20 protein-coding genes are annotated in these 20,460 nt (G+C 69.1%); 9 read left to right on the top strand and 11 right to left on the bottom strand.

Annotated features, from left to right (window positions below; genetic code table 11):
- Positions 1 to 6: 6 nt before the first annotated feature.
- The 4 genes from J0695_RS00150 to J0695_RS00135 form a co-directional block, all read right to left on the bottom strand.
- Complete coding sequence (locus J0695_RS00150; RefSeq protein ID WP_206958757.1) at positions 7 to 324, bottom strand: non-heme iron oxygenase ferredoxin subunit; 318 nt, start codon at positions 322 to 324, stop codon at positions 7 to 9.
- A complete protein-coding gene (sufD, locus tag J0695_RS00145) occupies positions 324 to 1,505 on the bottom strand; it encodes a Fe-S cluster assembly protein SufD (RefSeq protein WP_206958755.1) in 1,182 nt (393 codons plus the stop codon). Before sufD ends, J0695_RS00150 begins: the two co-directional genes overlap by 1 nt.
- A gap of 63 nt (positions 1,506 to 1,568) precedes the next feature.
- Positions 1,569 to 2,990, bottom strand: a complete 1,422-nt coding sequence (gene sufB / locus J0695_RS00140; protein WP_206958753.1) for a Fe-S cluster assembly protein SufB — start codon at positions 2,988 to 2,990, stop codon at positions 1,569 to 1,571.
- On the bottom strand, positions 2,987 to 3,700 hold the full coding sequence (locus tag J0695_RS00135; protein WP_206958752.1) for a helix-turn-helix transcriptional regulator: 714 nt from the start codon (positions 3,698 to 3,700) through the stop codon (positions 2,987 to 2,989). The genes sufB and J0695_RS00135 overlap by 4 nt, the downstream gene beginning before the upstream one ends.
- 160 nt (positions 3,701 to 3,860) lie before the next feature.
- Between J0695_RS00135 and J0695_RS00130 the strand changes: the two genes are divergently transcribed.
- The 4 genes from J0695_RS00130 to J0695_RS00115 all read left to right on the top strand — a co-directional run bounded on the left by J0695_RS00130 (position 3,861) and on the right by J0695_RS00115 (position 7,467).
- Complete coding sequence (locus J0695_RS00130; protein WP_206958750.1) at positions 3,861 to 4,667, top strand: AAC(3) family N-acetyltransferase; 807 nt, start codon at positions 3,861 to 3,863, stop codon at positions 4,665 to 4,667.
- A 67-nt stretch (positions 4,668 to 4,734) separates the two neighbouring features.
- Entirely contained in the window at positions 4,735 to 5,661 is a 927-nt protein-coding gene (locus tag J0695_RS00125; RefSeq protein WP_206958748.1) for an ABC transporter ATP-binding protein, read from the top strand.
- A complete protein-coding gene (locus J0695_RS00120) occupies positions 5,658 to 6,425 on the top strand; it encodes an ABC transporter permease (RefSeq protein ID WP_206958746.1) in 768 nt (255 codons plus the stop codon). The genes J0695_RS00125 and J0695_RS00120 overlap by 4 nt, the downstream gene beginning before the upstream one ends.
- Positions 6,426 to 6,468: 43 nt before the next feature.
- Positions 6,469 to 7,467 carry a COX15/CtaA family protein gene (locus J0695_RS00115; protein ID WP_307798316.1) on the top strand — a complete coding sequence of 333 codons (999 nt, stop codon included), beginning with the start codon at positions 6,469 to 6,471 and terminating at the stop codon, positions 7,465 to 7,467.
- On the opposite strand, the gene J0695_RS00110 is transcribed toward J0695_RS00115, so the two are convergent.
- The 3 genes from J0695_RS00110 to J0695_RS00100 form a co-directional block, all read right to left on the bottom strand.
- The gene (locus J0695_RS00110) at positions 7,464 to 8,549 is read right to left on the bottom strand and encodes an amidohydrolase family protein (RefSeq protein ID WP_206958743.1); all 1,086 of its coding nucleotides are present in this window, start codon (positions 8,547 to 8,549) and stop codon (positions 7,464 to 7,466) included. The two genes, J0695_RS00115 and J0695_RS00110, sit on opposite strands and share 4 nt — an antisense overlap.
- A 54-nt stretch (positions 8,550 to 8,603) precedes the next feature.
- Positions 8,604 to 8,924, bottom strand: coding sequence for a hypothetical protein (locus J0695_RS00105; protein ID WP_206958740.1), 321 nt, complete (start codon positions 8,922 to 8,924; stop codon positions 8,604 to 8,606).
- 164 nt (positions 8,925 to 9,088) lie between these two features.
- Complete coding sequence (locus tag J0695_RS00100) at positions 9,089 to 10,042, bottom strand: heme o synthase (RefSeq protein WP_206958732.1); 954 nt, start codon at positions 10,040 to 10,042, stop codon at positions 9,089 to 9,091.
- Positions 10,043 to 10,337: 295 nt separating this feature from the next.
- Between J0695_RS00100 and tkt the strand changes: the two genes are divergently transcribed.
- From tkt to pgl, 5 genes are read left to right on the top strand one after another with little or no spacing between them, the layout of a single operon-like run.
- Positions 10,338 to 12,440 (top strand): transketolase, encoded by a 2,103-nt coding sequence (gene tkt / locus J0695_RS00095; protein WP_206958730.1) that lies wholly within the window; start codon positions 10,338 to 10,340, stop codon positions 12,438 to 12,440.
- 35 nt (positions 12,441 to 12,475) lie between these two features.
- Positions 12,476 to 13,594 carry a transaldolase gene (tal, locus tag J0695_RS00090; protein WP_206958728.1) on the top strand — a complete coding sequence of 373 codons (1,119 nt, stop codon included), beginning with the start codon at positions 12,476 to 12,478 and terminating at the stop codon, positions 13,592 to 13,594.
- A 4-nt stretch (positions 13,595 to 13,598) separates the two neighbouring features.
- Positions 13,599 to 15,122, top strand: coding sequence for a glucose-6-phosphate dehydrogenase (gene zwf / locus J0695_RS00085; RefSeq protein ID WP_206958726.1), 1,524 nt, complete (start codon positions 13,599 to 13,601; stop codon positions 15,120 to 15,122).
- Positions 15,119 to 16,174: a glucose-6-phosphate dehydrogenase assembly protein OpcA gene (opcA, locus tag J0695_RS00080; protein WP_206958724.1), complete on the top strand. Its 1,056-nt coding sequence runs from the start codon at positions 15,119 to 15,121 to the stop codon at positions 16,172 to 16,174. Before zwf ends, opcA begins: the two co-directional genes overlap by 4 nt.
- The gene (gene pgl, locus J0695_RS00075) at positions 16,171 to 16,950 is read left to right on the top strand and encodes a 6-phosphogluconolactonase (RefSeq protein WP_206958722.1); all 780 of its coding nucleotides are present in this window, start codon (positions 16,171 to 16,173) and stop codon (positions 16,948 to 16,950) included. The genes opcA and pgl overlap by 4 nt, the downstream gene beginning before the upstream one ends.
- 106 nt (positions 16,951 to 17,056) lie before the next feature.
- Here the strand turns inward: pgl and pgi are convergent, their stop codons facing one another.
- The 4 genes from pgi to tpiA form a co-directional block, all read right to left on the bottom strand.
- Positions 17,057 to 18,709, bottom strand: a complete 1,653-nt coding sequence (pgi, locus tag J0695_RS00070) for a glucose-6-phosphate isomerase (protein ID WP_206958783.1) — start codon at positions 18,707 to 18,709, stop codon at positions 17,057 to 17,059.
- 171 nt (positions 18,710 to 18,880) lie between these two features.
- Complete coding sequence (locus tag J0695_RS00065) at positions 18,881 to 19,216, bottom strand: RNA polymerase-binding protein RbpA (protein WP_206958720.1); 336 nt, start codon at positions 19,214 to 19,216, stop codon at positions 18,881 to 18,883.
- Positions 19,217 to 19,307: 91 nt separating this feature from the next.
- Complete coding sequence (gene secG / locus J0695_RS00060) at positions 19,308 to 19,538, bottom strand: preprotein translocase subunit SecG (protein ID WP_206958718.1); 231 nt, start codon at positions 19,536 to 19,538, stop codon at positions 19,308 to 19,310.
- Positions 19,539 to 19,675: 137 nt separating this feature from the next.
- Positions 19,676 to 20,455: a triose-phosphate isomerase gene (tpiA, locus tag J0695_RS00055; protein WP_206958716.1), complete on the bottom strand. Its 780-nt coding sequence runs from the start codon at positions 20,453 to 20,455 to the stop codon at positions 19,676 to 19,678.
- Positions 20,456 to 20,460: the final 5 nt, after the last annotated feature.

The following is a 20,460-nucleotide window of genomic DNA, read 5'->3' as shown; positions in this document are numbered from 1 at the left end:
GGTAGCTCAGGACTCCTGGGTGACGGAGACGAGCACATCGTCCCCTTGGATCTTTACGGGGTATACGGGGACGGGGCGCGTCGCGGGAAGGCCGGACGGCTTTCCGGTACGGAGGTCGAACGACGAGCCGTGCAGCCAGCACTCGATCGAACAGTCGTCGACCTCGCCCTCGGAGAGGGAGACGTTCGCGTGCGAGCAGATGTCGTTGATCGCGAACACCTCCCCGTCCGTGCGGACCAGCGACACCGGCGTGCCGTCGAGTTCCACCCGCTTCGGGGTGCCCTCTTCCAGCTCGCTGAGCGCGGCCACCTTGACGAAAGCCATCAGACCGACGCCTCCAGCTCCGCGTCGATCTTGGCGAGGAGGCGCTCCTCGACGTCCGGCAGACCGATCTGCTGGACGAGCTCGGCGAAGAAGCCGCGGACGACGAGGCGGCGGGCCTCGTCCGCCGGGATACCGCGCGACTGCAGGTAGAAGAGCTGCGAGTCGTCGAAGCGGCCGGTAGCGGAGGCGTGTCCCGCGCCCGCGATCTCGCCGGTCTCGATCTCCAGGTTCGGTACGGAGTCGACGCGCGCGCCGTCCGTGAGGACGAGGTTGCGGTTCAGCTCGTACGAGTCCGTGCCCTCGGCGGCCGCCTGGATCAGGACGTCGCCGATCCACACCGCGTGCGCGTCCTGGCCCTGCAGTGCGCCCTTGTAGGCCACGTTGGACTTGCAGTTCGGGGCGTTGTGGTCGACCAGGAGGCGGTGCTCCTGGTGCTGGCCCTTGTCGGTGAAGTACAGACCGAAGAGCTCGGCGTCGCCGCCGGGGCCCGCGTAGGTGACGCGCGGGTGGAGGCGTACGAGGTCGCCGCCGAAGGTGACCACGATCGACTTGAAGGTGGCGTCCCTGCCGACGAGCGCATTGTGCTGCGCGACGTGGACGGCCTTGTCGTCCCAGTCCTGGACGGAGACGACGGTGAGCTTCGCGCCGTCGCCGAGCAGGTAGTCGACGTTGGCGGCGAGGACCGCGTCGCCGGTGTGGTCGATGACCACGACGGCCTCGGCGTAGGCGCCGAGCTCGATGACCTGGTGGCCGTAGGCGACACCGCCGATGCCGTGCACGGCGATACGGATCGGCTCGGTGAGCACGGCCTCCTTGGGCACCGAGACGACCGAGGCCTTCTCGAAGGAGGTGTACGCCTGGGCGGCGACCCGGTCCGCCGGGGTGCCGGCCCTGCCGATGCGCGCGTCGTCGCGGCCGACCGTCTCGACGGTCACGCCGTCGGGGGCGGTGACCTCGACCCGTACGCCTTCACCCGTCGCGACGGCGGTGCCGTCGTGCAGGCCCCTGAGGCGGTCCAGCGGGGTGAACCGCCATTCCTCCTCGCGGCCGTGCGGGACCGGGAAGTCGGCCACGTCGAAGGACGGCGGCGCGCTCATACGGGTGGCGACGGTGGACTCGGCGGCCACCGCGATGGACCCGGCAGTGGTGGAACCCGCCGGAATGTTCTGAGCCTCAGCCATGGCTGTCGTCGTGCTCACTTTCTGATGAAGACGTCTGGTGCTGGTGTACGGGCGGGGCGGCTGCTAGCCGACCGAACCCTCCATCTGCAGCTCGATCAGCCGGTTGAGCTCCAGGGCGTACTCCATCGGGAGCTCCTTGGCGATCGGCTCGACGAAGCCACGCACGATCATGGCCATCGCCTCGAACTCCGTCATACCGCGGCTCATCAGGTAGAAGAGCTGGTCGTCGGAGACCTTGGAGACGGTCGCCTCGTGGCCCATGGACACGTCGTCCTCGCGCACGTCCACGTAGGGGTACGTGTCGGAGCGGGAGATCGTGTCGACGAGCAGCGCGTCGCAGAGGACGTTGGACTTGGACCCGTGCGCGCCCTCGCCGATCTCCACCAGACCGCGGTAGGAGGTACGGCCGCCACCGCGCGCCACCGACTTGGAGACGATGTTGGAGGAGGTGTTGGGCGCCATGTGGACCATCTTGGATCCGGCGTCCTGGTGCTGGCCCTCGCCGGCGAAGGCGATGGAGAGCGTCTCGCCCTTGGCGTGCTCGCCCATCAGGTAGACGGCGGGGTACTTCATCGTCACCTTGGAGCCGATGTTGCCGTCGACCCACTCCATGGTCGCGCCCTCGTACGCCACGGCGCGCTTGGTGACCAGGTTGTAGACGTTGTTCGACCAGTTCTGGATCGTCGTGTAGCGGCAGCGGCCGCCCTTCTTCACGATGATCTCGACGACCGCGGAGTGCAGCGAGTCGGAGGAGTAGATCGGGGCGGTACAGCCCTCGACGTAGTGGACGTAGGCGTCCTCGTCGACGATGATCAGCGTCCGCTCGAACTGGCCCATGTTCTCCGTGTTGATACGGAAGTAGGCCTGCAGCGGGATCTCGACCTTCACGCCCTTGGGCACGTAGATGAACGATCCGCCGGACCACACGGCCGAGTTGAGCGAGGCGAACTTGTTGTCGCCGACCGGGATGACCGTGCCGAAGTACTCCTGGAAGAGCTCCGGGTGCTCCTTCAGCGCGGTGTCGGTGTCCATGAAGATGACACCCTGCGCCTCGAGCTCCTCGTTGATCTGGTGGTAGACCACCTCGGACTCGTACTGAGCCGCGACACCGGCGACCAGGCGCTGCTTCTCCGCCTCCGGGATGCCGAGCTTGTCGTACGTGTTCTTGATGTCCGCGGGCAGGTCCTCCCAGGACTGTGCCTGCTTCTCCGTGGAGCGCACGAAGTACTTGATGTTGTCGAAGTCGATGCCGGAGAGGTCGGAACCCCAGGACGGCATGGGCTTCTTGCCGAAGAGCTTCAGGCCCTTGAGACGCAGCTTCAGCATCCACTCGGGCTCGTTCTTCTTCGCCGAGATGTCGCGGACGACGGCCTCACTGAGGCCGCGCTTGGCCGCGGCACCGGCAGTGTCGGGGTCGGCCCAGCCGAACTCGTACGTACCAAGCCCGTCGAGTTCGGGGTGAGCGGTCTCCGTAGGGAGCGTCATGCGGGGTTCCTCCCGGCCGTGCTGGCGGATGCTGAATGGGCGGTATTGGGGATGAACGTCGTGCACACTCCGTCGCCGTGGGCGATGGTGGCCAGACGCTGCACATGGGTCCCGAGCAGGCGGGAGAAGACCTCGGTCTCCGCCTCGCACAGCTGGGGGAACTGCTCGGCGACATGGGCGACCGGGCAGTGGTGCTGGCAGAGCTGTTCGCCGACCGGTGCGCTTCGCGCCGTAGCAGCGTACCCGTCGGCGGTCAACGCCTTGGCAAGGGCTTCGGCGCGGCTCTCGGGGGCCGCGGCCTCGACCGCAGCGCGGTAGGTCTCCGCCTGGGTGGCGAACCTGGCACGGGCGAAGGCCATGACGGCTTCTTCGCTGCCGGCCTGCTCGGCGATCCAGCGCAGGGCGTCGGCCGCGAGCTTGTCGTAGCTCTGGTCGAAGGCGTCCCGGCCGCAGTCGGTGAGCGCGAAGACCTTGGCGGGCCGGCCTCGGGCCCTCGTTCCGTACACCCGCTGTTCACGGGGGACGATCACGTCGTCCGAGACGAGGGCGTCCAGATGGCGGCGGACCGCCGCCTGGGTCAGCCCGAGCCGCACGGCGAGATCGGCGACGGTGGACGGGCCGTGGTCCAGGATGGAGCGCGCGACACGGTTGCGGGTGGACCGCTCACCGGTCGCGAGTTCCTCCTGCGGAGCCTCGCCAACGTATTTCACAACACCATTGTTGCGTAATTCTCCAGACCCTGGCAACCCTCGTCCGGATCATGAGCGATGCATTGCATCACTTAGGGATACCTAAGCTGACCTGGGAAAACGATCACTGATCGATCAAATCAGTGGCGGTCATGGACGGGTGCGAGGACACTGTCGGACCATGTCGACACCGCCTCTGACCGGCCCTTTGTGCACACGCGCGACGATCTCGGCGGAGCTGAGGGCGCTCGGTGTGGAACCCGGCGAGACCCTGCTCGTGCACTCCTCACTGAGCTCGCTCGGCTGGGTCTGCGGCGGGCGCGTCGCCGTCGTACAGGCACTCATCGACGCACTCGGTCCCGGCGGGACCCTGGTGGTGCCCACGCACACAGGGGACAACTCCGACCCGTCGGAGTGGGGCAATCCGCCCGTACCCGAGGAGTGGTGGTCCGCCATTCGTGCGGCGACCCCCGCGTACGACCCGCTCACCACGCCCAGCGGGGGCATCGGCGTGATCCCCGAGACCGTCAGGACCTGGCCGGGCGCCCTGCGCAGCGCGCACCCCCAGACCTCGTTCGCGGCGGTCGGGCCCGCGGCCGCCGCGCTCACGGCGGGCCATGCGGAGGACTGCAGGCTCGGCGAGCGCAGCCCGCTGGCGCGGCTGGAGGAGACGGGGGCCAGGGTGCTGCTGCTGGGCGTCGGCTTCGACCGCTGTACGGCCTTCCATCTGGCCGAGTACCGGATCCCGTCGCCCGAGGTCGACGAGGGGCGCGCGGTGATGACCGCCGGGGGCCGCCGCTGGCAGACCGTGCGCGAGACCTCGATCTCCAGCGACCGCTTCGACGAGCTGGGGGCGGACTTCGCACGGGACGAGCCGGTGGTGCGGGGCACTGTGGGAGCGGCAGAGGTACGGCTGTTCCCCCTGGCCGCGGCGGTCGCGTACGCGGAGGGCTGGCTGGCCCTGCACCGGCCGCGCGACCTCGTGTAGCGGACCGGTCCGGCCCGGTGCCGTACCGCGTGCGAGGAGGCCGCGGAAGGTTCGTAGACTCGCAGCCATGAGCACAGACCCCGCCGTCGAGGTCCGCGGCCTCGTCAAGCGGTACGGATCCAAGACCGCGGTGAACGGCCTCGACCTGAGCGTCGCCACCGGCACCGTCACCGCCGTCCTGGGGCCCAACGGCGCCGGCAAGACCACCACCGTCGAGACCTGCGAGGGCTACCGCCGGGCGGACGCGGGCACGGTCCGTGTCCTGGGTCTCGACCCGGTCGCCGACGCCGCGAAGCTCAGACCGCGCATCGGTGTGATGCTCCAGTCCGGCGGCGTCTACTCCGGCGCCCGCGCGGAGGAGATGCTCCGCCACATGGCCAAACTGCACGCGCACCCCCTCGACGTGGACGCGCTGATCGAGCGCCTGGGTCTGGAGAGCTGCGGCCGTACGGCCTACCGCAGGCTCTCCGGCGGCCAGCAGCAGCGCCTCTCCCTCGCCATGGCCGTGATCGGCCGCCCCGAACTGGTCTTCCTGGACGAGCCGACCGCGGGCCTCGACCCGCAGGCCCGCCGCTCCACCTGGGACCTCGTAAGGGAACTGCGCACCGACGGCGTCACCGTCGTCCTCACCACCCACTTCATGGACGAGGCCGAACAGCTCGCCGACGACGTGGCGATCTTCGACGCGGGCCGGGTCATCGCCCAGGGCACCCCCGAGGCGCTCTGCCGCGGCGGCGCCGAGAACACCCTGCGCTTCACCGGCCGCCCCGGCCTAGACCTCGGCTCGCTGCTCAAGGCGCTCCCCGACGGCAGCGCCGCCGCCGAACTCACCTCCGGCGCCTACCGGATCACCGGCCACATCGACCCGCAGCTCCTCGCCACGGTCACCTCCTGGTGCGCCCAGCACGGCGTGATGCCCGACGGAATCGCGGTCGAGCGCCACACCCTCGAAGACGTCTATCTGGAACTGACCGGCAAGGAGCTGCGCGCATGAGCGCGTCGACGTACACCCCTGCACCCGGAGCCGCCCCGCTCCCCCGCATGATCGTCGCGCAGGCCTCCTTCGAGACGAAGATGCTCCTGCGCAACGGCGAGCAGCTCCTGCTGACGGTGATCATCCCGTCGCTCCTGCTCGTCCTCTTCTCCTCCATCGACGTCGTGGACACCGGCTCCGGCAAGTCGGTCGACTTCCTGGCCCCCGGCATCCTCGCCCTCGCCGTGATGTCCACCGCCTTCACCGGCCAGGCGATCGCGACGGGCTTCGAGCGCCGTTACGGAGTCCTCAAGCGGCTCGGCGCCTCCCCGCTCCCCCGCTGGGCCCTGATGACCGCCAAGACCCTGGCCGTCCTGGTCACCGAGGTCCTGCAGATCGCCCTCCTCACGGTGATCGCCCTCGCCCTGGGCTGGTCCCCGCACGGCAACCCGGCGGCGGTCTTCCTGCTGATCGTCCTCGGTACGGCGGCCTTCTCGGGCCTGGGCCTCCTGATGGCAGGCACCCTCAAGGCGGAGGCCACGCTGGCCGCCGCCAACCTGGTCTTCCTGCTGTTCCTGGTCGCCGGCGGCGTGATCGTCCCGATGGACAAGTTCCCCGGCGGCGTCCAGTCCGTACTGAATCTGCTGCCGATCTCGGCCCTCTCCGACGGGCTGCGCGATGTGCTCCAGCACGGGGCGTCCATGCCCTGGGGCGACCTGGGCATCCTCGCCGTCTGGGCCGTGCTCGGTTTGGGCGCTGCCGCCCGTTTCTTCCGCTGGGAGTGACCCTAGTGAAAGCGTGCACAAGCGTTCCGCCTACGATGTCCCCGTGCCAAAGCTGACCCGAGCCGAAGTCGCTCAAGCCGTGCGAAACCCGCTCGCCTTCATCGCCGAGCGCTGGACCCCCGATCCCAGGACCGTCCGACGAGCGGCCATGGCAGCCCTCGTCATGGCGGTGGCCATCGTCGTCACCGGCGGCGCCGTACGCCTGACGGGCTCCGGTCTCGGCTGCCCGACCTGGCCCAAGTGCACCGACCAGTCGCTCACCACGACCAGTGCGATGGGCTTCCACGGCATCATCGAGTTCTCCAACCGGATGCTGACGTACGTCCTGTGCGCCGCCGTCGGCTGGGCCATCATCGCGGCCCGCGCGGCCGAGCCCTGGCGGCGCGACCTGACCCGGCTCGGCTGGGCGCAGTTCTGGGTGGTCATGAGCAATGCGGTGCTCGGCGGGGTCGTGGTGCTGGTCGGCCTCAACCCGTACACCGTGGCCGCGCACTTCCTGCTCTCCGCGGCCCTGATCGCCATCGCCGTCGTCACCTGGCAGCGCACCCGCGAGGGCTCGACCGAGCCCCGCCCCCTGGTGGGCAGGCCCGTCGTCCAGCTCACCTGGCTGACGGTCGTCGCGGCGGGCGCGCTGATCGCGGTCGGTACGGTCGTCAGCGGCGCGGGCCGGCACGCGGGCGACTCCAGTGATGTGGAGCGCATCCCTCTCGACTGGACGATGATCGCCCAGCTGCACGCCGACCTCGCCTGGCTCGTGGTGGCCCTGTCTGTCGCGCTCTGGTTCGTGCTCAAGGCGGTCGACGCCCCCGTCGGCCCTCGCCGGCGGGCCCGCGATCTCTTCCTGATCCTGATGCTGCAGGGCGTACTCGGCTACATCCAGTACTTCACCAAGACCCCCGAGATCCTGGTGGGCCTGCACATGCTGGGCGCCTGTCTGGTGTGGATCGGTGTGCTGCGCGTACTTCTCTCGCTGCGCGAGCGGCCGACGACGGACACCGAGATCCCCTCGCAGTCGGACAGCTCGGCGCTCTCGGCCGTCTAGGACGCGTCGAGCCGGTAGACGCGGCGGGCATTGCCCGCCGCGATCATCCCGGCGACCCGGTCGGCGTCCGTACGCGACCAGGCCCCGTCCCGCACCCAGTCGCCGAGGACCCGCTCCAGCGCCTCCCGGAAGCCCCGCGCACCCACCACATGCAGTTCGGGAACCCCGTACCCGCCGCTGGAGAAGAGCAGCTTCCCGAACGGCGCGAGCTCCAGGATCTCCGCGAGTACGGCCGCGGCCCGCGCTCCGGTGTGGGCGACGGCCGGGCCCAGGTCGGCGTACACATGCGGGTGGATGCTCGCCAGATGGGCGGCCTGGCGGTGGTACGGATAGGCGTGCAGCAGCACCAGATCGGTGCCGTGCCCGGTCGCGGCGGCGGCGAAATCGGTGAGCAGCAGTGGGTCCCCGACCCCCACCCGCAGTTGCAGCGGCAGTCCGGAGGCGACGGCGTTCCACAGCAGATGCCGCAGCAGTACGGGATCGCTCAGCCGCCCCCCGACCTGCCGCGCCGCCAGCCAGCGCCCCGCGGCGCCGCGCACCTCACCTGGGCCCGGCGGTTCGGGCGCCAGGGCGGGCCCGTGCCGTACGCAGGCGACCGAAGCGAAGGCCACCGCGGTGCAGGAGGCCGCGTGCACGGCCTCGGCGAGGTTGGCGAGGAACGACTCGACGGTGCCAGAGGTGTCGGCGACCTGCTCGGCCAGTAACTCAAGACGTACGATCTCGCGCGCGTCGGCGGCGCCCGCCGCGGCCATCTCCTCGGGACCCGTGAGGTCCCCGGGCAGCCCGGTGTCCACCAGATAGGTGGAGACGCCCGTGCCCCGCAGCAGCAGCCGCGCCGACTCCACGACACCGAGCTCCCTGCGGCGGGCGAGATAGCGGGCCGGCGGGCAGTGCGGTTCGAGCCCGAGGAGCGGCGGGCACCAGCGGCGTACGGCGAACCCGGTCTGGGTGTCGAAGAAGGTGGTGCCGGGCGCGGGCGGGCCCGTGTCCCTGCCCAGATACGACTCGAAGGTGCCGAGCCCGAGCTCCGTACGGAGCACCCCGTGGCAGTACTGGTCCACCAGGGACGGCATTTCGATCATGCGGACTCCCCGTAGTGGACTGTGCTTCCCACAGTCCTAACGGGTGAAGCCGCTTCAGGTGTTGCTCGGGCCGCCGACCTGGATGCCGGCCATGCGTGTCCACTCGTACGGACCGGTGCGCACCTTGGCTGCGAACTCCCCGTCGAAGTCCTCGTGGACGGTGACGCCGGCCTTCTCGGTGGCGCTCTGCGCGAGGGCGTAGGTGGGTGCGACCAGATCGCCCCACTCGCCGTCCTCGCCGACGAGCACGATGCGCGCGCCCTTCTGGCCGATGTACGCGACCTGCGCCTCGGCGCCGCCGTGCGATGTGGAGAACGCCTGGATCTGCTTGGCGAGCCTCGCGGCTCGCTTCTCGTCTACCTGAGTCTCAGCCATGAGGGCATGCTACTCGCGGGTAGCCGGGAAGCGCCGCCGGGCCCCCGGTACGCGTGCTTCGCACGCGTGTCCTCAATCGCCGGACGGGCTATTCATAGCCCGTCCGGCGATTGAGGACCGGGGTCCGGGGCGGAGCCCCGGGGCGGGGCTAGCGCAGGAAGGGGCTAGCGCAGGAAGGGGTCCACCGCGACCGCGATGAAGAGCAGCGAGACATAGGTGATCGACCAGTGGAACAGTCGCATCTCCTTGAGCTTCGCCCCCGTCACCCCGCCCTTGGCCCGCGACTGCAGCCCATGCGCTTCCCAGAGCCAGAAGCCACCGGCCAGCAGGGCCACCGACGTGTAGAACCAGCCGGTGTAGCCGAGCGGCGTCAGCAGCAGTGAGACGGCGACCATCACCCAGCTGTAGATGACGATCTGGCGGGCCACGACGCTGTTGGAGGCGACGACGGGGAGCATCGGAACGCCCACCCGCGCGTAGTCCTCCCTGACCTTCATCGACAGCGGCCAGTAGTGCGGCGGCGTCCAGAAGAACATGACGAGGAAGAGAATGACCGGGGCCCACGACATGGAATTGGTCACCGCGGACCAGCCGATGAGCACCGGCATGCAGCCCGCGATGCCGCCCCAGACGATGTTCTGCGAGGTGCGGCGCTTGAGGATCATCGTGTAGACGACGACGTAGAAGAGCAGCGCGCCCAGCGAGAGTGCGGCGGACAGCCAGTTGACCAGCAGCCCGAACCAGAGCGTGGAGATCACTGCGAGTGCGAAGCCGAAGGCCAGGCACTCGCGCGGCGAGACCATTCCGGTGACCAGCGGACGCTGCGCGGTGCGGTCCATCAGCGCGTCGATGTCGCGGTCGATGTACATGTTCAGCGCGTTGGCGCCGCCCGCCGACAGATAGCCGCCGACACAGGTGACGAGGACCAGCCAGAGCTTCGGCACACCCTGCTCTGCCAGGAACATCACCGGCACAGTGGTGATCAGCAGAAGTTCGATGATCCGCGGCTTGGTCAGCGCCACGAATGCCTTGACGCGGGCCCCGAATGGCCGATGGGCCCCCGGGCTGGGAGTCAAGACGACCCCTGCGGGCCGGGACTCGAGCGCCGTCACGCACACCCCTGACAGAGAATTCTCAGCAAGTCCCCGTAGTTTCCGGGCGTGAAGGCCCGGTAAAGACTTGCGCTTACCACGCCACTCTAGACGTTGCCCATACGCCGATCTTCGCGGGGGTGGGGTCGTGTTGGAGCTCGCTCGACAGGCGAAGTCGGCCCGCCGCCCGCACCCTGGCAGTGACTGTCTTTTACCGACAGGCACTCGAAAAATTGCGCGTTCCTGCGGGGGTAGGCTCGACAACGCCCGGTGCGCCCCGAGTCACCGGGACACAACATGTGGAGAGGAGCCCTGACCCAGGGTGAGCACCAAGCCGACCACCACAGACCTCGAGTGGACCGAATTGGACCAGCGGGCCGTTGACACGGCACGCGTCCTGGCCGCGGACGCCGTACAGAAGGTCGGCAACGGCCATCCCGGTACGGCCATGAGCCTGGCCCCCGCCGCGTACACCCTCTTCCAGAAGGTGATGCGGCACGACCCGGCGGACGCCGACTGGACCGGCCGCGACCGGTTCGTCCTCTCTGCGGGACACTCGTCCTTGACTCTCTACACCCAGCTCTACCTGGCCGGCTTCGGCCTGGAGCTGGATGACCTCAAGGCTTTCCGCACCTGGGGCTCGAAGACCCCCGGTCACCCGGAGTACGGCCACACCACGGGCGTCGAGACGACCACGGGGCCGCTCGGCCAGGGTGTCGCCAATGCCGTGGGCATGGCGATGGCCGCCCGCTACGAGCGCGGCCTGTTCGACCCGGAGGCCGCCGCCGGCACCTCCCCGTTCGACCACTTCGTCTACGCCATCGCCGGTGACGGCTGCCTCCAGGAGGGCATCTCCGCGGAGGCGTCCTCGATGGCCGGGCACCAGAAGCTCGGCAACCTCGTCCTTCTCTGGGACGACAACCACATCTCCATCGAGGGCGACACGGAGACCGCGGTCTCCGAGGACACCGTCAAGCGCTACGAGGCGTACGGCTGGCACGTCCAGCGCGTGGCGCCCAAGCCGGACGGCGACCTCGACCCCGAGGCCCTGTTCAACGCGATCGAGGCCGCGAAGGCGGTGACGGACAAGCCGTCCTTCATCGCGATGCGCTCGATCATCGCCTGGCCCGCCCCGAACGCCCAGGGCACCGAGGCCGCACACGGCTCGGCGCTCGGCGACGACGAGGTCGCCGCGATCAAGCGCGTGCTGAGCTTCGACCCGGAGAAGACCTTCGAGGTCTCCGACGAGGTCATCGGCCACACCCGTGAGGCGCTCGACCGCGGCCGCGAGGCCAAGGCCGAGTGGGAGAAGTCCTTCGCCGCCTGGCGCACCGCCAACCCGCAGCGCGCCGCCGAGTTCGACCGCATCGACGCGGGCGAGCTCCCCGCGGGCTGGGAGGAGAAGCTCCCCTCCTTCGAGACCGGCAAGGCCGTCGCGACGCGTGCCGCGTCCGGCAAGATCCTGCAGGCGCTCGGTGCGGTCATCCCCGAGCTGTGGGGCGGCTCCGCCGACCTCGCGGGCTCGAACAACACCACCATCGACAAGACGTCGTCGTTCCTCCCCGCGGGCAACCCGCTCCCGGAGGCCGACCCGTACGGCCGGACGATCCACTTCGGTATCCGCGAGCACTCCATGGCCGCGGAGATGAACGGCATCGCGCTGCACGGCCACACCCGCATCTACGGCGGCACCTTCCTGGTGTTCTCCGACTACATGCGCAACGCGGTCCGTCTCTCGGCGCTGATGCACCTTCCGGTGACGTACGTCTGGACGCACGACTCCGTCGGTCTCGGCGAGGACGGCCCGACCCACCAGCCGGTCGAGCACATCGCCTCGCTGCGCGCCATCCCCGGCCTCAACGTCGTCCGTCCCGCGGACGCCAACGAGACCGTGATCGCCTGGCGCGAGATCCTGCGCCGCGGCAAGAAGGACTTCGGCAAGAGCGCCCCGCACGGCCTCGCGCTGACCCGCCAGGGCGTGCCGACCTACGACGCCAACGAGGGTGCCGCCAAGGGCGGTTACGTCCTCTTCGACGCCGAAGGGACCGAAGGGCAGAGCACAGAGGCGCAGGTCGTTCTCATCGGCACCGGCTCCGAGGTGCAGCTCGCCGTCGAGGCGCGCGAGCAGCTCCAGGCCTCGGGCGTCCCCACCCGGGTCGTCTCGATGCCGTGCGTCGAGTGGTTCGAGGCGCAGGACCAGGGGTACCGGGACTCGGTCATCCCGCCGTCCGTCAAGGCGCGTGTGGCGGTCGAGGCCGGTATCGGTCTGACCTGGCACCGCTTCGTCGGTGACGCGGGCCGGATCGTGTCGCTGGAGCACTTCGGTGCCTCCGCCGACGCCAAGGTCCTCTTCCGCGAGTTCGGTTTCACCGCGGAGAACGTGGTGGCCAAGGCCCGGGAATCTATCGACGCCGCAGCGCGCTGACGCCGGTACACGATCAAGTAGGAGATGCAACTCTCATGACAGACGCACTCAAGCGCCTCTCCGACGAAGGCGTCGCGATCTGGCTCGACGACCTGTCGCGCAAGCGCATCACGTCCGGCAACCTGGCCGAGCTGATCGACCAGAGCCACGTGGTGGGCGTCACCACCAACCCGTCGATCTTCCAGAAGGCGATCTCCAGCGGTGACGGTTACGAGCAGCAGCTCACCGACCTCGCCGCCCGCAAGGTCACCGTCGAGGAAGCCATCCGCATGATCACGACGGCCGACGTGAGGGACGCCGCCGACATCCTGCGTCCGGTCTTCGACTCGACGGACGGCCAGGACGGCCGGGTCTCCATCGAGGTCGACCCGCGGCTGGCCCACAACACGGGTGCCACGGTCGCCGAGGCCAAGCAGCTCGCCTGGCTGGTGGACCGCCCGAACACGCTCATCAAGATCCCGGCGACCAAGGCCGGCCTGCCGGCGATCACCGAGGTCATCGGCAAGGGCATCAGCGTCAACGTCACGCTGATCTTCTCGCTGGAGCGCTACCGCGAGGTCATGGACGCGTACCTGGCGGGCCTGGAGAAGGCGAAGGCCGCCGGCCTGGACATCTCCAAGATCCACTCGGTGGCGTCCTTCTTCGTGTCCCGTGTGGACACCGAGATCGACAAGCGCCTCGACGGTATCGGCACGGACGAGGCCAAGGCCCTCAAGGGCAAGGCCGCGCTGGCCAACGCGCGTCTCGCGTACGAGGCGTACGAAGAGGTCTTCGGCTCCGAGCGCTGGGCGGCCCTGGACAAGGCGCAGGCCAACAAGCAGCGTCCGCTGTGGGCCTCGACCGGCGTCAAGGACCCGTCGTACAAGGACACCCTGTACGTCGACGACCTCGTCGCCCCCAACACGGTGAACACCATGCCGGAGGCGACCCTCGAGGCCACCGCCGACCACGGCCAGATCACCGGCAACACCATCGCCGGCACCTACGAGCAGGCTCGCGCCGAGCTCGACGCCGTCGAGAAGCTCGGGATCGCGTACGACGACGTCGTACAGCTCCTTGAGGACGAGGGCGTCGAGAAGTTCGCGTCCGCCTGGAACGACCTGCTCAAGTCGACCGAGGCAGAGCTCAAGCGCCTCGCCCCCTCGGAGGGCTGAAACCTTGTCAAGCAGCAATCCGCTGCGTGACGCCGCGGACCGACGGCTCCCGCGTATCGCGGGGCCGTCGGGCCTGGTCATCTTTGGCGTCACGGGCGATTTGTCCCGTAAAAAGTTGATGCCCGCCGTCTACGACCTCGCCAACCGCGGTCTGCTCCCGCCGGGCTTCTCGCTCATCGGGTTCGCCCGCCGCGAGTGGCAGGACGAGGACTTCGCGCAGGAGGTGCACGACTCCGTCAAGGAGCACGCGCGCACCCCCTTCCGCGAGGAGGTCTGGCAGCAGCTCATCCAGGGGATGCGCTTCGTCCAGGGCACGTTCGACGACGACAACGCCTTCGAGCAGCTCAAGAAGACCATCGAGGAGCTCGACAAGGCGCAGGGCACGGGCGGCAACTTCGCCTTCTATCTGTCCGTACCGCCGAAGTTCTTCCCCTCCGTCGTCCAGCAGCTCAAGAAGCACGGGCTGGCCGACCAGAAGGAAGGCTCCTGGCGCCGCGCGGTCATCGAGAAGCCCTTCGGCCACAACCTCCAGAGCGCGCAGGACCTCAACAAGGTCGTGCACGAGGTCTTCCCGCCGCACGAGGTCTTCCGTATCGACCACTACCTCGGCAAGGAGACCGTCCAGAACATTCTGGCGCTCCGCTTCGCCAACACCCTCTTCGAGCCGATCTGGAACCGGTCGTACGTCGACCACGTGCAGATCACCATGGCCGAGGACATCGGCATCGGCGGCCGGGCCGGGTACTACGACGGCATCGGCGCGGCCCGTGACGTCATCCAGAACCACCTCCTCCAGCTGCTCGCGCTGACCGCGATGGAGGAGCCCGCCTCCTTCGACGCGGACGCGCTGGTCGCGGAGAAGACCAAGGTGCTCGGCGCGGTGAAGCTGCCGAAGGACCTCGGCAAGGAGACGGTGCGCGCGCAGTACGCGGCCGGGTGGCAGGGCGGCGAGAAGGCCGTCGGCTACCTCCAGGAAGACGGCATCGACCCCAAGTCGAAGACCGACACCTATGCCGCCGTGAAGCTGGAGATCGACAACCGCCGCTGGGCGGGCGTCCCGTTCTATCTCCGTACGGGCAAGCGCCTCGGCCGCCGCGTCACCGAGATCGCGGTCGTCTTCCAGCGCGCCCCGCACTCCCCCTTCGACCACACGGCGACGGAGGAGCTGGGCCAGAACGCGATCGTCATCCGCGTCCAGCCCGACGAGGGCATCACGATGCGCTTCGGCTCCAAGGTGCCCGGCACCTCGATGGAGATCCGGGACGTGTCGATGGACTTCGCGTACGGCGAGTCCTTCACCGAGTCCAGCCCCGAGGCGTACGAGCGGCTCATCCTCGATGTGCTGCTCGGCGACTCCAACCTCTTCCCGAGGCTGGAAGAGGTCGAGACGTCCTGGCGCATCCTCGACCCGATCGAGGAGTACTGGGACGCCCACGGCAAGCCCGCACAGTACGAAGCGGGCACCTGGGGTCCTGTCGAGGCGGACGAAATGCTCGCACGAGACGGACGGAGCTGGCGTCGCCCATGAAAATCGATCTGACGGAAACCACGGCCAGCAAGGTCAACAAGGCCCTCGTCCAGGGGCGCCGCGCGATCGGCACCCCGGCCGTCGGCATGGTGCTGACCCTCGTCATCGTCACCGACGAGGAGAACGCCTACGACGCGCTCAAGGCCGCCAACGACGCCTCGCGCGAGCACCCCTCGCGCACCCTGGTCGTCATCAAGCGGGTCTCGCGCTCGCCGCGCGACCGTGCCAAGGCCCGCCTCGATGCCGAGGTACGGGTGGGCGCGGACGCCGGTACGGGTGAGACGGTCGTCCTGCGGCTGTACGGCGAGGTCCTGCACCACGCCCAGTCGGTCGTCCTGCCGCTGCTGCTGCCCGACGCCCCCACGGTCGTCTGGTGGCCGGTGAACGCCCCGCTGGACCCGGCGAAGGACCCGCTGGGCGCTCTGGCCCAGCGCCGGGTCACCGACTCGTACGCCGCCGAGCAGCCGATCCACGAGCTGACGGCACGTGCCGCCACGTACACGCCTGGCGACACCGACCTGGCGTGGTCGCGCATCACCCCGTGGCGCTCGATGCTCGCCGCCGCGCTCGACCAGGTGCCCAGCAAGGTCACCGGTGTCGAGGTCGAGGGCGAGGAGTTCAACCCGAGCTGCGAGCTGCTCGCCATGTGGCTCGCGGTGCGCCTCGGCGTCCCCGTGCGGCGCTCGATCTCCGCGGGTCCCGGACTCACGGCCGTACGTCTGGAGACGGACCTCGGCACGATCGTCCTGGACCGTGCCGACGGTTCCCTGGCGACGCTCTCGATGCAGGGCCAGCCGGACCGCGCGGTGGCGCTGAAGCGGCGAGAGACCTCGGAGCTGCTGGCCGAGGAGCTGCGCCGGCTGGACCCGGACGACACCTATGCGGCCGCGCTGGCGTACGGCGTGGACCGGCTCGGCGAGGCCGGTGCCGCGTCGGTGCCGGCCGAGAGCGACGAGAAGCCCGCCGCCTCCCAGGCGCAGGAGGCCGCTGCCGCCAAGAAGACGGCAGCCGCCCCGAAGAAGGCTCCGGCCAAGAGGGCGGCGTCGAAGTGAGTGCTCCGCAACTCGTCGTCCACCACGACAAGGAGCTGATGGCACAGGCCACGGCGGCCCGGCTGATCACGAAGATCCTGGACGCCCAGGCCTCCCGGGGTTCGGCGTCCGTGGTCCTCACCGGCGGCCGCAACGGCAACGGTCTGCTGGCCGCCCTGGCCACGTCACCGGCCAGGGACGCGATCGACTGGTCGCGGCTCGACCTGTGGTGGGGCGACGAGCGGTTCCTGCCCGAGGGCGATCCGGAGCGCAACATCACGCAGGCCCGTGAGGCCCTGCTGGACTCCGTACCGCTGGACCCGAAGCGGGTGCACGCGATGGCGGCGTCGGACGGCGAGTACGGCAACGACGTGGAGGCCGCGGCCGACGCGTACGCCGCCGAACTGGCCGCCGCCGCAGGGCCGGAAGACCATGGCCCGGTCCCGACGTTCGACGTCCTGATGCTGGGGGTCGGCCCGGACACGCATGTGGCCTCGCTCTTCCCCGAGCTTCCTGCCGTACGGGAGACCGAGCGCACGGTGGTGGGTGTGCACGGCGCACCGAAGCCGCCGCCGGTCCGTATCTCGCTGACCCTGCCCGCCATCAGGGCGGCGCGTGAGGTGTGGCTGCTGGCCGCGGGCGCGGACAAGGCGGGGGCTGCCGCCATCGCGCTGTCCGGGGCCGGGGAGATCCAGGCGCCGGCGGCCGGTGCGTACGGCCGCAGCAGGACGCTGTGGCTGCTGGACTCGGCGGCGGCTTCCCAGCTGCCGCCGCAGCTCTACCCGCCGACCGCCTAGCGGTTCGGACGGTACGACGCGGATCGGCCCGCGCTCCCTTCGGGGAGCGCGGGCCGATCTTTCGTTTCGGGGCCTGATCAACGACCGCGCAACGTGCGGACCTCTTCTACTGCCTACCTCGCAGGGCTCGGTAGGTACTCACCAGCGCGGCGGTCGAACTGTCCAGCTGTTCGGCGCCCTTGCCCTCGGTCAGTACCGGCTCGACCTTCTTGGCGAGGACCTTGCCGAGCTCGACGCCCCACTGGTCGAAGGAGTCGATGTTCCAGATCGCGCCCTGGACGAACACCTTGTGCTCGTACAGCGCGATCAGCTGGCCGAGCACGGACGGGGTGAGGTTCTCCGCCAGGATCGTGGTCGTCGGGTGGTTGCCCTTGAACGACTTGTGCGGGACGAGCTCCTCGGCCACGCCCTCGGCCCGTACCTCGTCGGGCGTCTTGCCGAAGGCCAGCGCCTGCGTCTGCGCGAAGAAGTTGGCCATCAGCAGATCGTGCTGGGCGACCAGACCCGGCTGCAGATCGGCGACGGGGCGGGCGAAGCCGATGAAGTCCGCCGGGATCACCTTCGTGCCCTGGTGGATCAACTGGTAGTACGCGTGCTGCCCGTTGGTGCCGGGCGTGCCCCAGACGACGGGTCCGGTCTGCCACTCGACCGGGTTGCCGTCACGGTCCACGGACTTGCCGTTGGACTCCATGTCCAGCTGCTGGAGGTACGCGGTGAACTTGGAGAGGTAGTGCGAGTACGGCAGCACGGCATGCGACTGGGCGTCGAAGAAGGCGCCGTACCAGACCCCGAGAAGGCCGAGCAGCAGCGGCACGTTCTCCTCGGCGGGGGCGGTGCGGAAGTGCTCGTCGACGAGGTGGAATCCGTCGAGCATCTCGCGGAAGCGGTCCGGGCCGATCGCGATCATCAGCGCGAGGCCGATGGCCGAGTCGAAGGAGTACCGCCCGCCGACCCAGTCCCAGAACTCGAACATGTTCGCGGTGTCGATACCGAAGTCGGAGACCTTCTCGGCGTTGGTCGACAGCGCCACGAAGTGCTTGGCGACGGCTTCCTGATCGGCCTTCAGCTCGGTCAGCAGCCAATTGCGGGCGGAGGTGGCGTTGGTGATGGTCTCGATGGTGGTGAAGGTCTTGGACGCGATGACGAACAGCGTCTCGGCCGCGTCCAGGTCGCGTACGGCCTCGTGCAGATCGGCCCCGTCGACGTTGGAGACGAAACGGACCGTCAGATCGCGGTCGGCGAAGGAGCGCAGCGCCTCGTACGCCATCGCGGGACCGAGGTCCGAGCCGCCGATGCCGATGTTGACGACGTTCTTGATGCGCTTGCCGGTGTGCCCGGTCCACTCCCCCGACCTCACGCGGTCGGCGAAGGCGGCCATCTTGTCGAGCACGGCGTGGACGTCCGGGACGACGTTCTCCCCGTCCACCTCGACCACGGCACCGCGCGGGGCCCGCAGCGCGGTGTGCAGGACGGCACGGTCCTCGGTGGTGTTGATCTTCTCGCCGCGGAACATCGCGTCGCGCAGCTCGGCCACCCCGGCGGCGGTGGCCAGCTCACGGAGCAGACCGAGCGTCTCGTCGGTCACCAGGTGCTTGGAGTAGTCGAGGTACAGGTCGCCGACCTGCAGCGTCCAGCCGCTTCCGCGGCCCGGATCGGCGTCGAACAGCTCCCGCAGATGGGTCTCGCCCAGCTGCTCGCGGTGCTTGCCCAGGGCAGTCCACTCGGGCATCTGGTTGAGCTTGGTACGGCCTGCGTTCATCTCGGACATCAGTCCATTCTTCTCGAACCTGCGTACATCCCCGCTGCATATCAAACCTAAAGGATCTGAAGCGCGAGTGACGTGCCGGACAGGGCCGCATGACGACTGGACCGCATGAACAACGTAGTCCGGCCGGACACCCGTTGAGGTGTCCGGCCGGACGGAAAAGCTCTAGATCTCGCCCCGCAGTTTCGCGAGGGCCTCGGCGAGGATCGCCTCGCCGTCCGCGTCACTGCGCCGCTCCCGTACGTACGCGAGATGCGTCTTGTACGGCTCGGTGCGCGGCGGGTCCGGCGGATTGTCGCGGTCCTGGCCTGCCGGGAACCCGCAGCGCGGGCAGTCCCAGGTGTCCGGAACCTGTGCGTCTCGGGCGAAGCTCGGCTGCGTCTCGTGCCCGTTCGAGCACCAGAAGGAGATGCGGAGACGCGGCGCGGACTCGCCGCGCTCGGCCTCCCCCATCGGCCCCGCTCCGACCCGGCTTCCCCGAATCGCGTTGCCACTTGCCACGGTCGTAACTCCCTGCGTGATGGTGCTCGAAGATGCCCCAGTCTACGTAAGGCCCAACGCACGTCCAGCGATTGGAGTTACTCGCAGCCCGTCAGCTGTCGAGCTTCATGACCAGGCCCAGTACGACAATGCACGCGAACCAGAGCAGACCAATCACCACGGTGATGCGGTCGAGGTTGCGCTCGGCAACCGATGAGCCGCCGACGGACGACTGCATGCCACCACCGAACATGTCGGAGAGGCCGCCGCCCTTTCCCTTGTGCATCAGCACCAGCAGCATCAGCAGCAGGCTGAAGACGATGAGGGCGATCGAGAACCCCATGATCACGGCTGGACCAACTTCCTCGGACTTGGACAGGTGCTAGTAACAGTGCTTGAAAAGTACTGCGGGGGCCGTGCGGCTGGACTCCAGCCTGCTCGGCCCCCGCAAGGGTACGACGGATCCGCGCTACCGCATACTCACTGGTCGCGGAACCGGACGATCTTGACGAACTCCTCGGTGTCCAGCGCCGCGCCGCCGATGAGAGCGCCGTCCACATCGGGCTGCGCCATGATCGCCGCGACGTTGCCGGACTTGACGCTGCCGCCGTACTGGATACGGACCTTCTCGGCCAGTTCCTGCGAGTACAGCTCGGCCAGACGCCCGCGGATCGCACCGCAGACCTCCTGGGCGTCGTCCGGGGTGGCGACCTCGCCGGTGCCGATCGCCCAGACCGGCTCGTACGCGATCACGATGGACTCGGCCTGCTCGGCCGGGACGTCCTTGAGGCCGCCGTCGAGCTGCGCGAGGGTGTAGGCCACCTGGTTTCCGGCCTTGCGGATGTCCAGGCCCTCGCCGACGCAGAGGATCGGGGTGAGGCCGTGCTTGTACGCGGCCTTGACCTTGGCGTTGCAGACCTCGTCGTTCTCGGCGTGGTACTGGCGGCGCTCGCTGTGGCCGACGGCCACGTACGTGCACTTCAGCTTGGCCAGCATCGGGCCCGAGATCTCACCGGTGTACGCACCGGAGTCGTACGCCGAGATGTCCTGGGCGCCGTACTTGATCTTGAGCTTGTCGCCGTCGATCAGGGTCTGCACGGAGCGCAGGTCGGTGAAGGGCGGCAGGACGGCGACCTCTACCGCGTCGTAGTCCTTGTCGGCGAGCGCGAAGGCGAGCTTCTGGGTGTGGGCGATGGCCTCGAGGTGGTTGAGGTTCATCTTCCAGTTGCCCGCCATCAGCGGGGTGCGGGTGGTACTCATGGAAA

Origin of the sequence: Streptomyces beijiangensis (genome assembly GCF_017315755.1) — a bacterium.
Classification (GTDB): Bacteria; Actinomycetota; Actinomycetes; order Streptomycetales; family Streptomycetaceae; genus Streptomyces; species Streptomyces beijiangensis.
The sequence above is the reverse complement of the archived record's forward strand: the minus strand, read 5'-3'. Positions and strand labels throughout refer to the sequence as shown.

Bases quoted from the DNA above. Each gene is read 5' to 3' on its own strand.
- J0695_RS00150 (WP_206958757.1), bottom strand. From the start codon at position 324: ATGGCTTTCGTCAAGGTGGCCGCGCTCAGCGAGCTGGAAGAGGGCACC.
- sufD (WP_206958755.1), bottom strand. From the start codon at position 1,505: ATGGCTGAGGCTCAGAACATTCCGGCGGGTTCCACCACTGCCGGGTCC.
- sufB (WP_206958753.1), bottom strand. From the start codon at position 2,990: ATGACGCTCCCTACGGAGACCGCTCACCCCGAACTCGACGGGCTTGGT.
- J0695_RS00130 (WP_206958750.1), top strand. From the start codon at position 3,861: ATGTCGACACCGCCTCTGACCGGCCCTTTGTGCACACGCGCGACGATC.
- J0695_RS00125 (WP_206958748.1), top strand. From the start codon at position 4,735: ATGAGCACAGACCCCGCCGTCGAGGTCCGCGGCCTCGTCAAGCGGTAC.
- J0695_RS00120 (WP_206958746.1), top strand. From the start codon at position 5,658: ATGAGCGCGTCGACGTACACCCCTGCACCCGGAGCCGCCCCGCTCCCC.
- J0695_RS00110 (WP_206958743.1), bottom strand. From the start codon at position 8,549: ATGATCGAAATGCCGTCCCTGGTGGACCAGTACTGCCACGGGGTGCTC.
- J0695_RS00105 (WP_206958740.1), bottom strand. From the start codon at position 8,924: ATGGCTGAGACTCAGGTAGACGAGAAGCGAGCCGCGAGGCTCGCCAAG.
- tal (WP_206958728.1), top strand. From the start codon at position 12,476: ATGACAGACGCACTCAAGCGCCTCTCCGACGAAGGCGTCGCGATCTGG.
- opcA (WP_206958724.1), top strand. From the start codon at position 15,119: ATGAAAATCGATCTGACGGAAACCACGGCCAGCAAGGTCAACAAGGCC.
- pgi (WP_206958783.1), bottom strand. From the start codon at position 18,709: ATGAACGCAGGCCGTACCAAGCTCAACCAGATGCCCGAGTGGACTGCC.
- secG (WP_206958718.1), bottom strand. From the start codon at position 19,538: ATGGGGTTCTCGATCGCCCTCATCGTCTTCAGCCTGCTGCTGATGCTG.
- tpiA (WP_206958716.1), bottom strand. From the start codon at position 20,455: ATGAGTACCACCCGCACCCCGCTGATGGCGGGCAACTGGAAGATGAAC.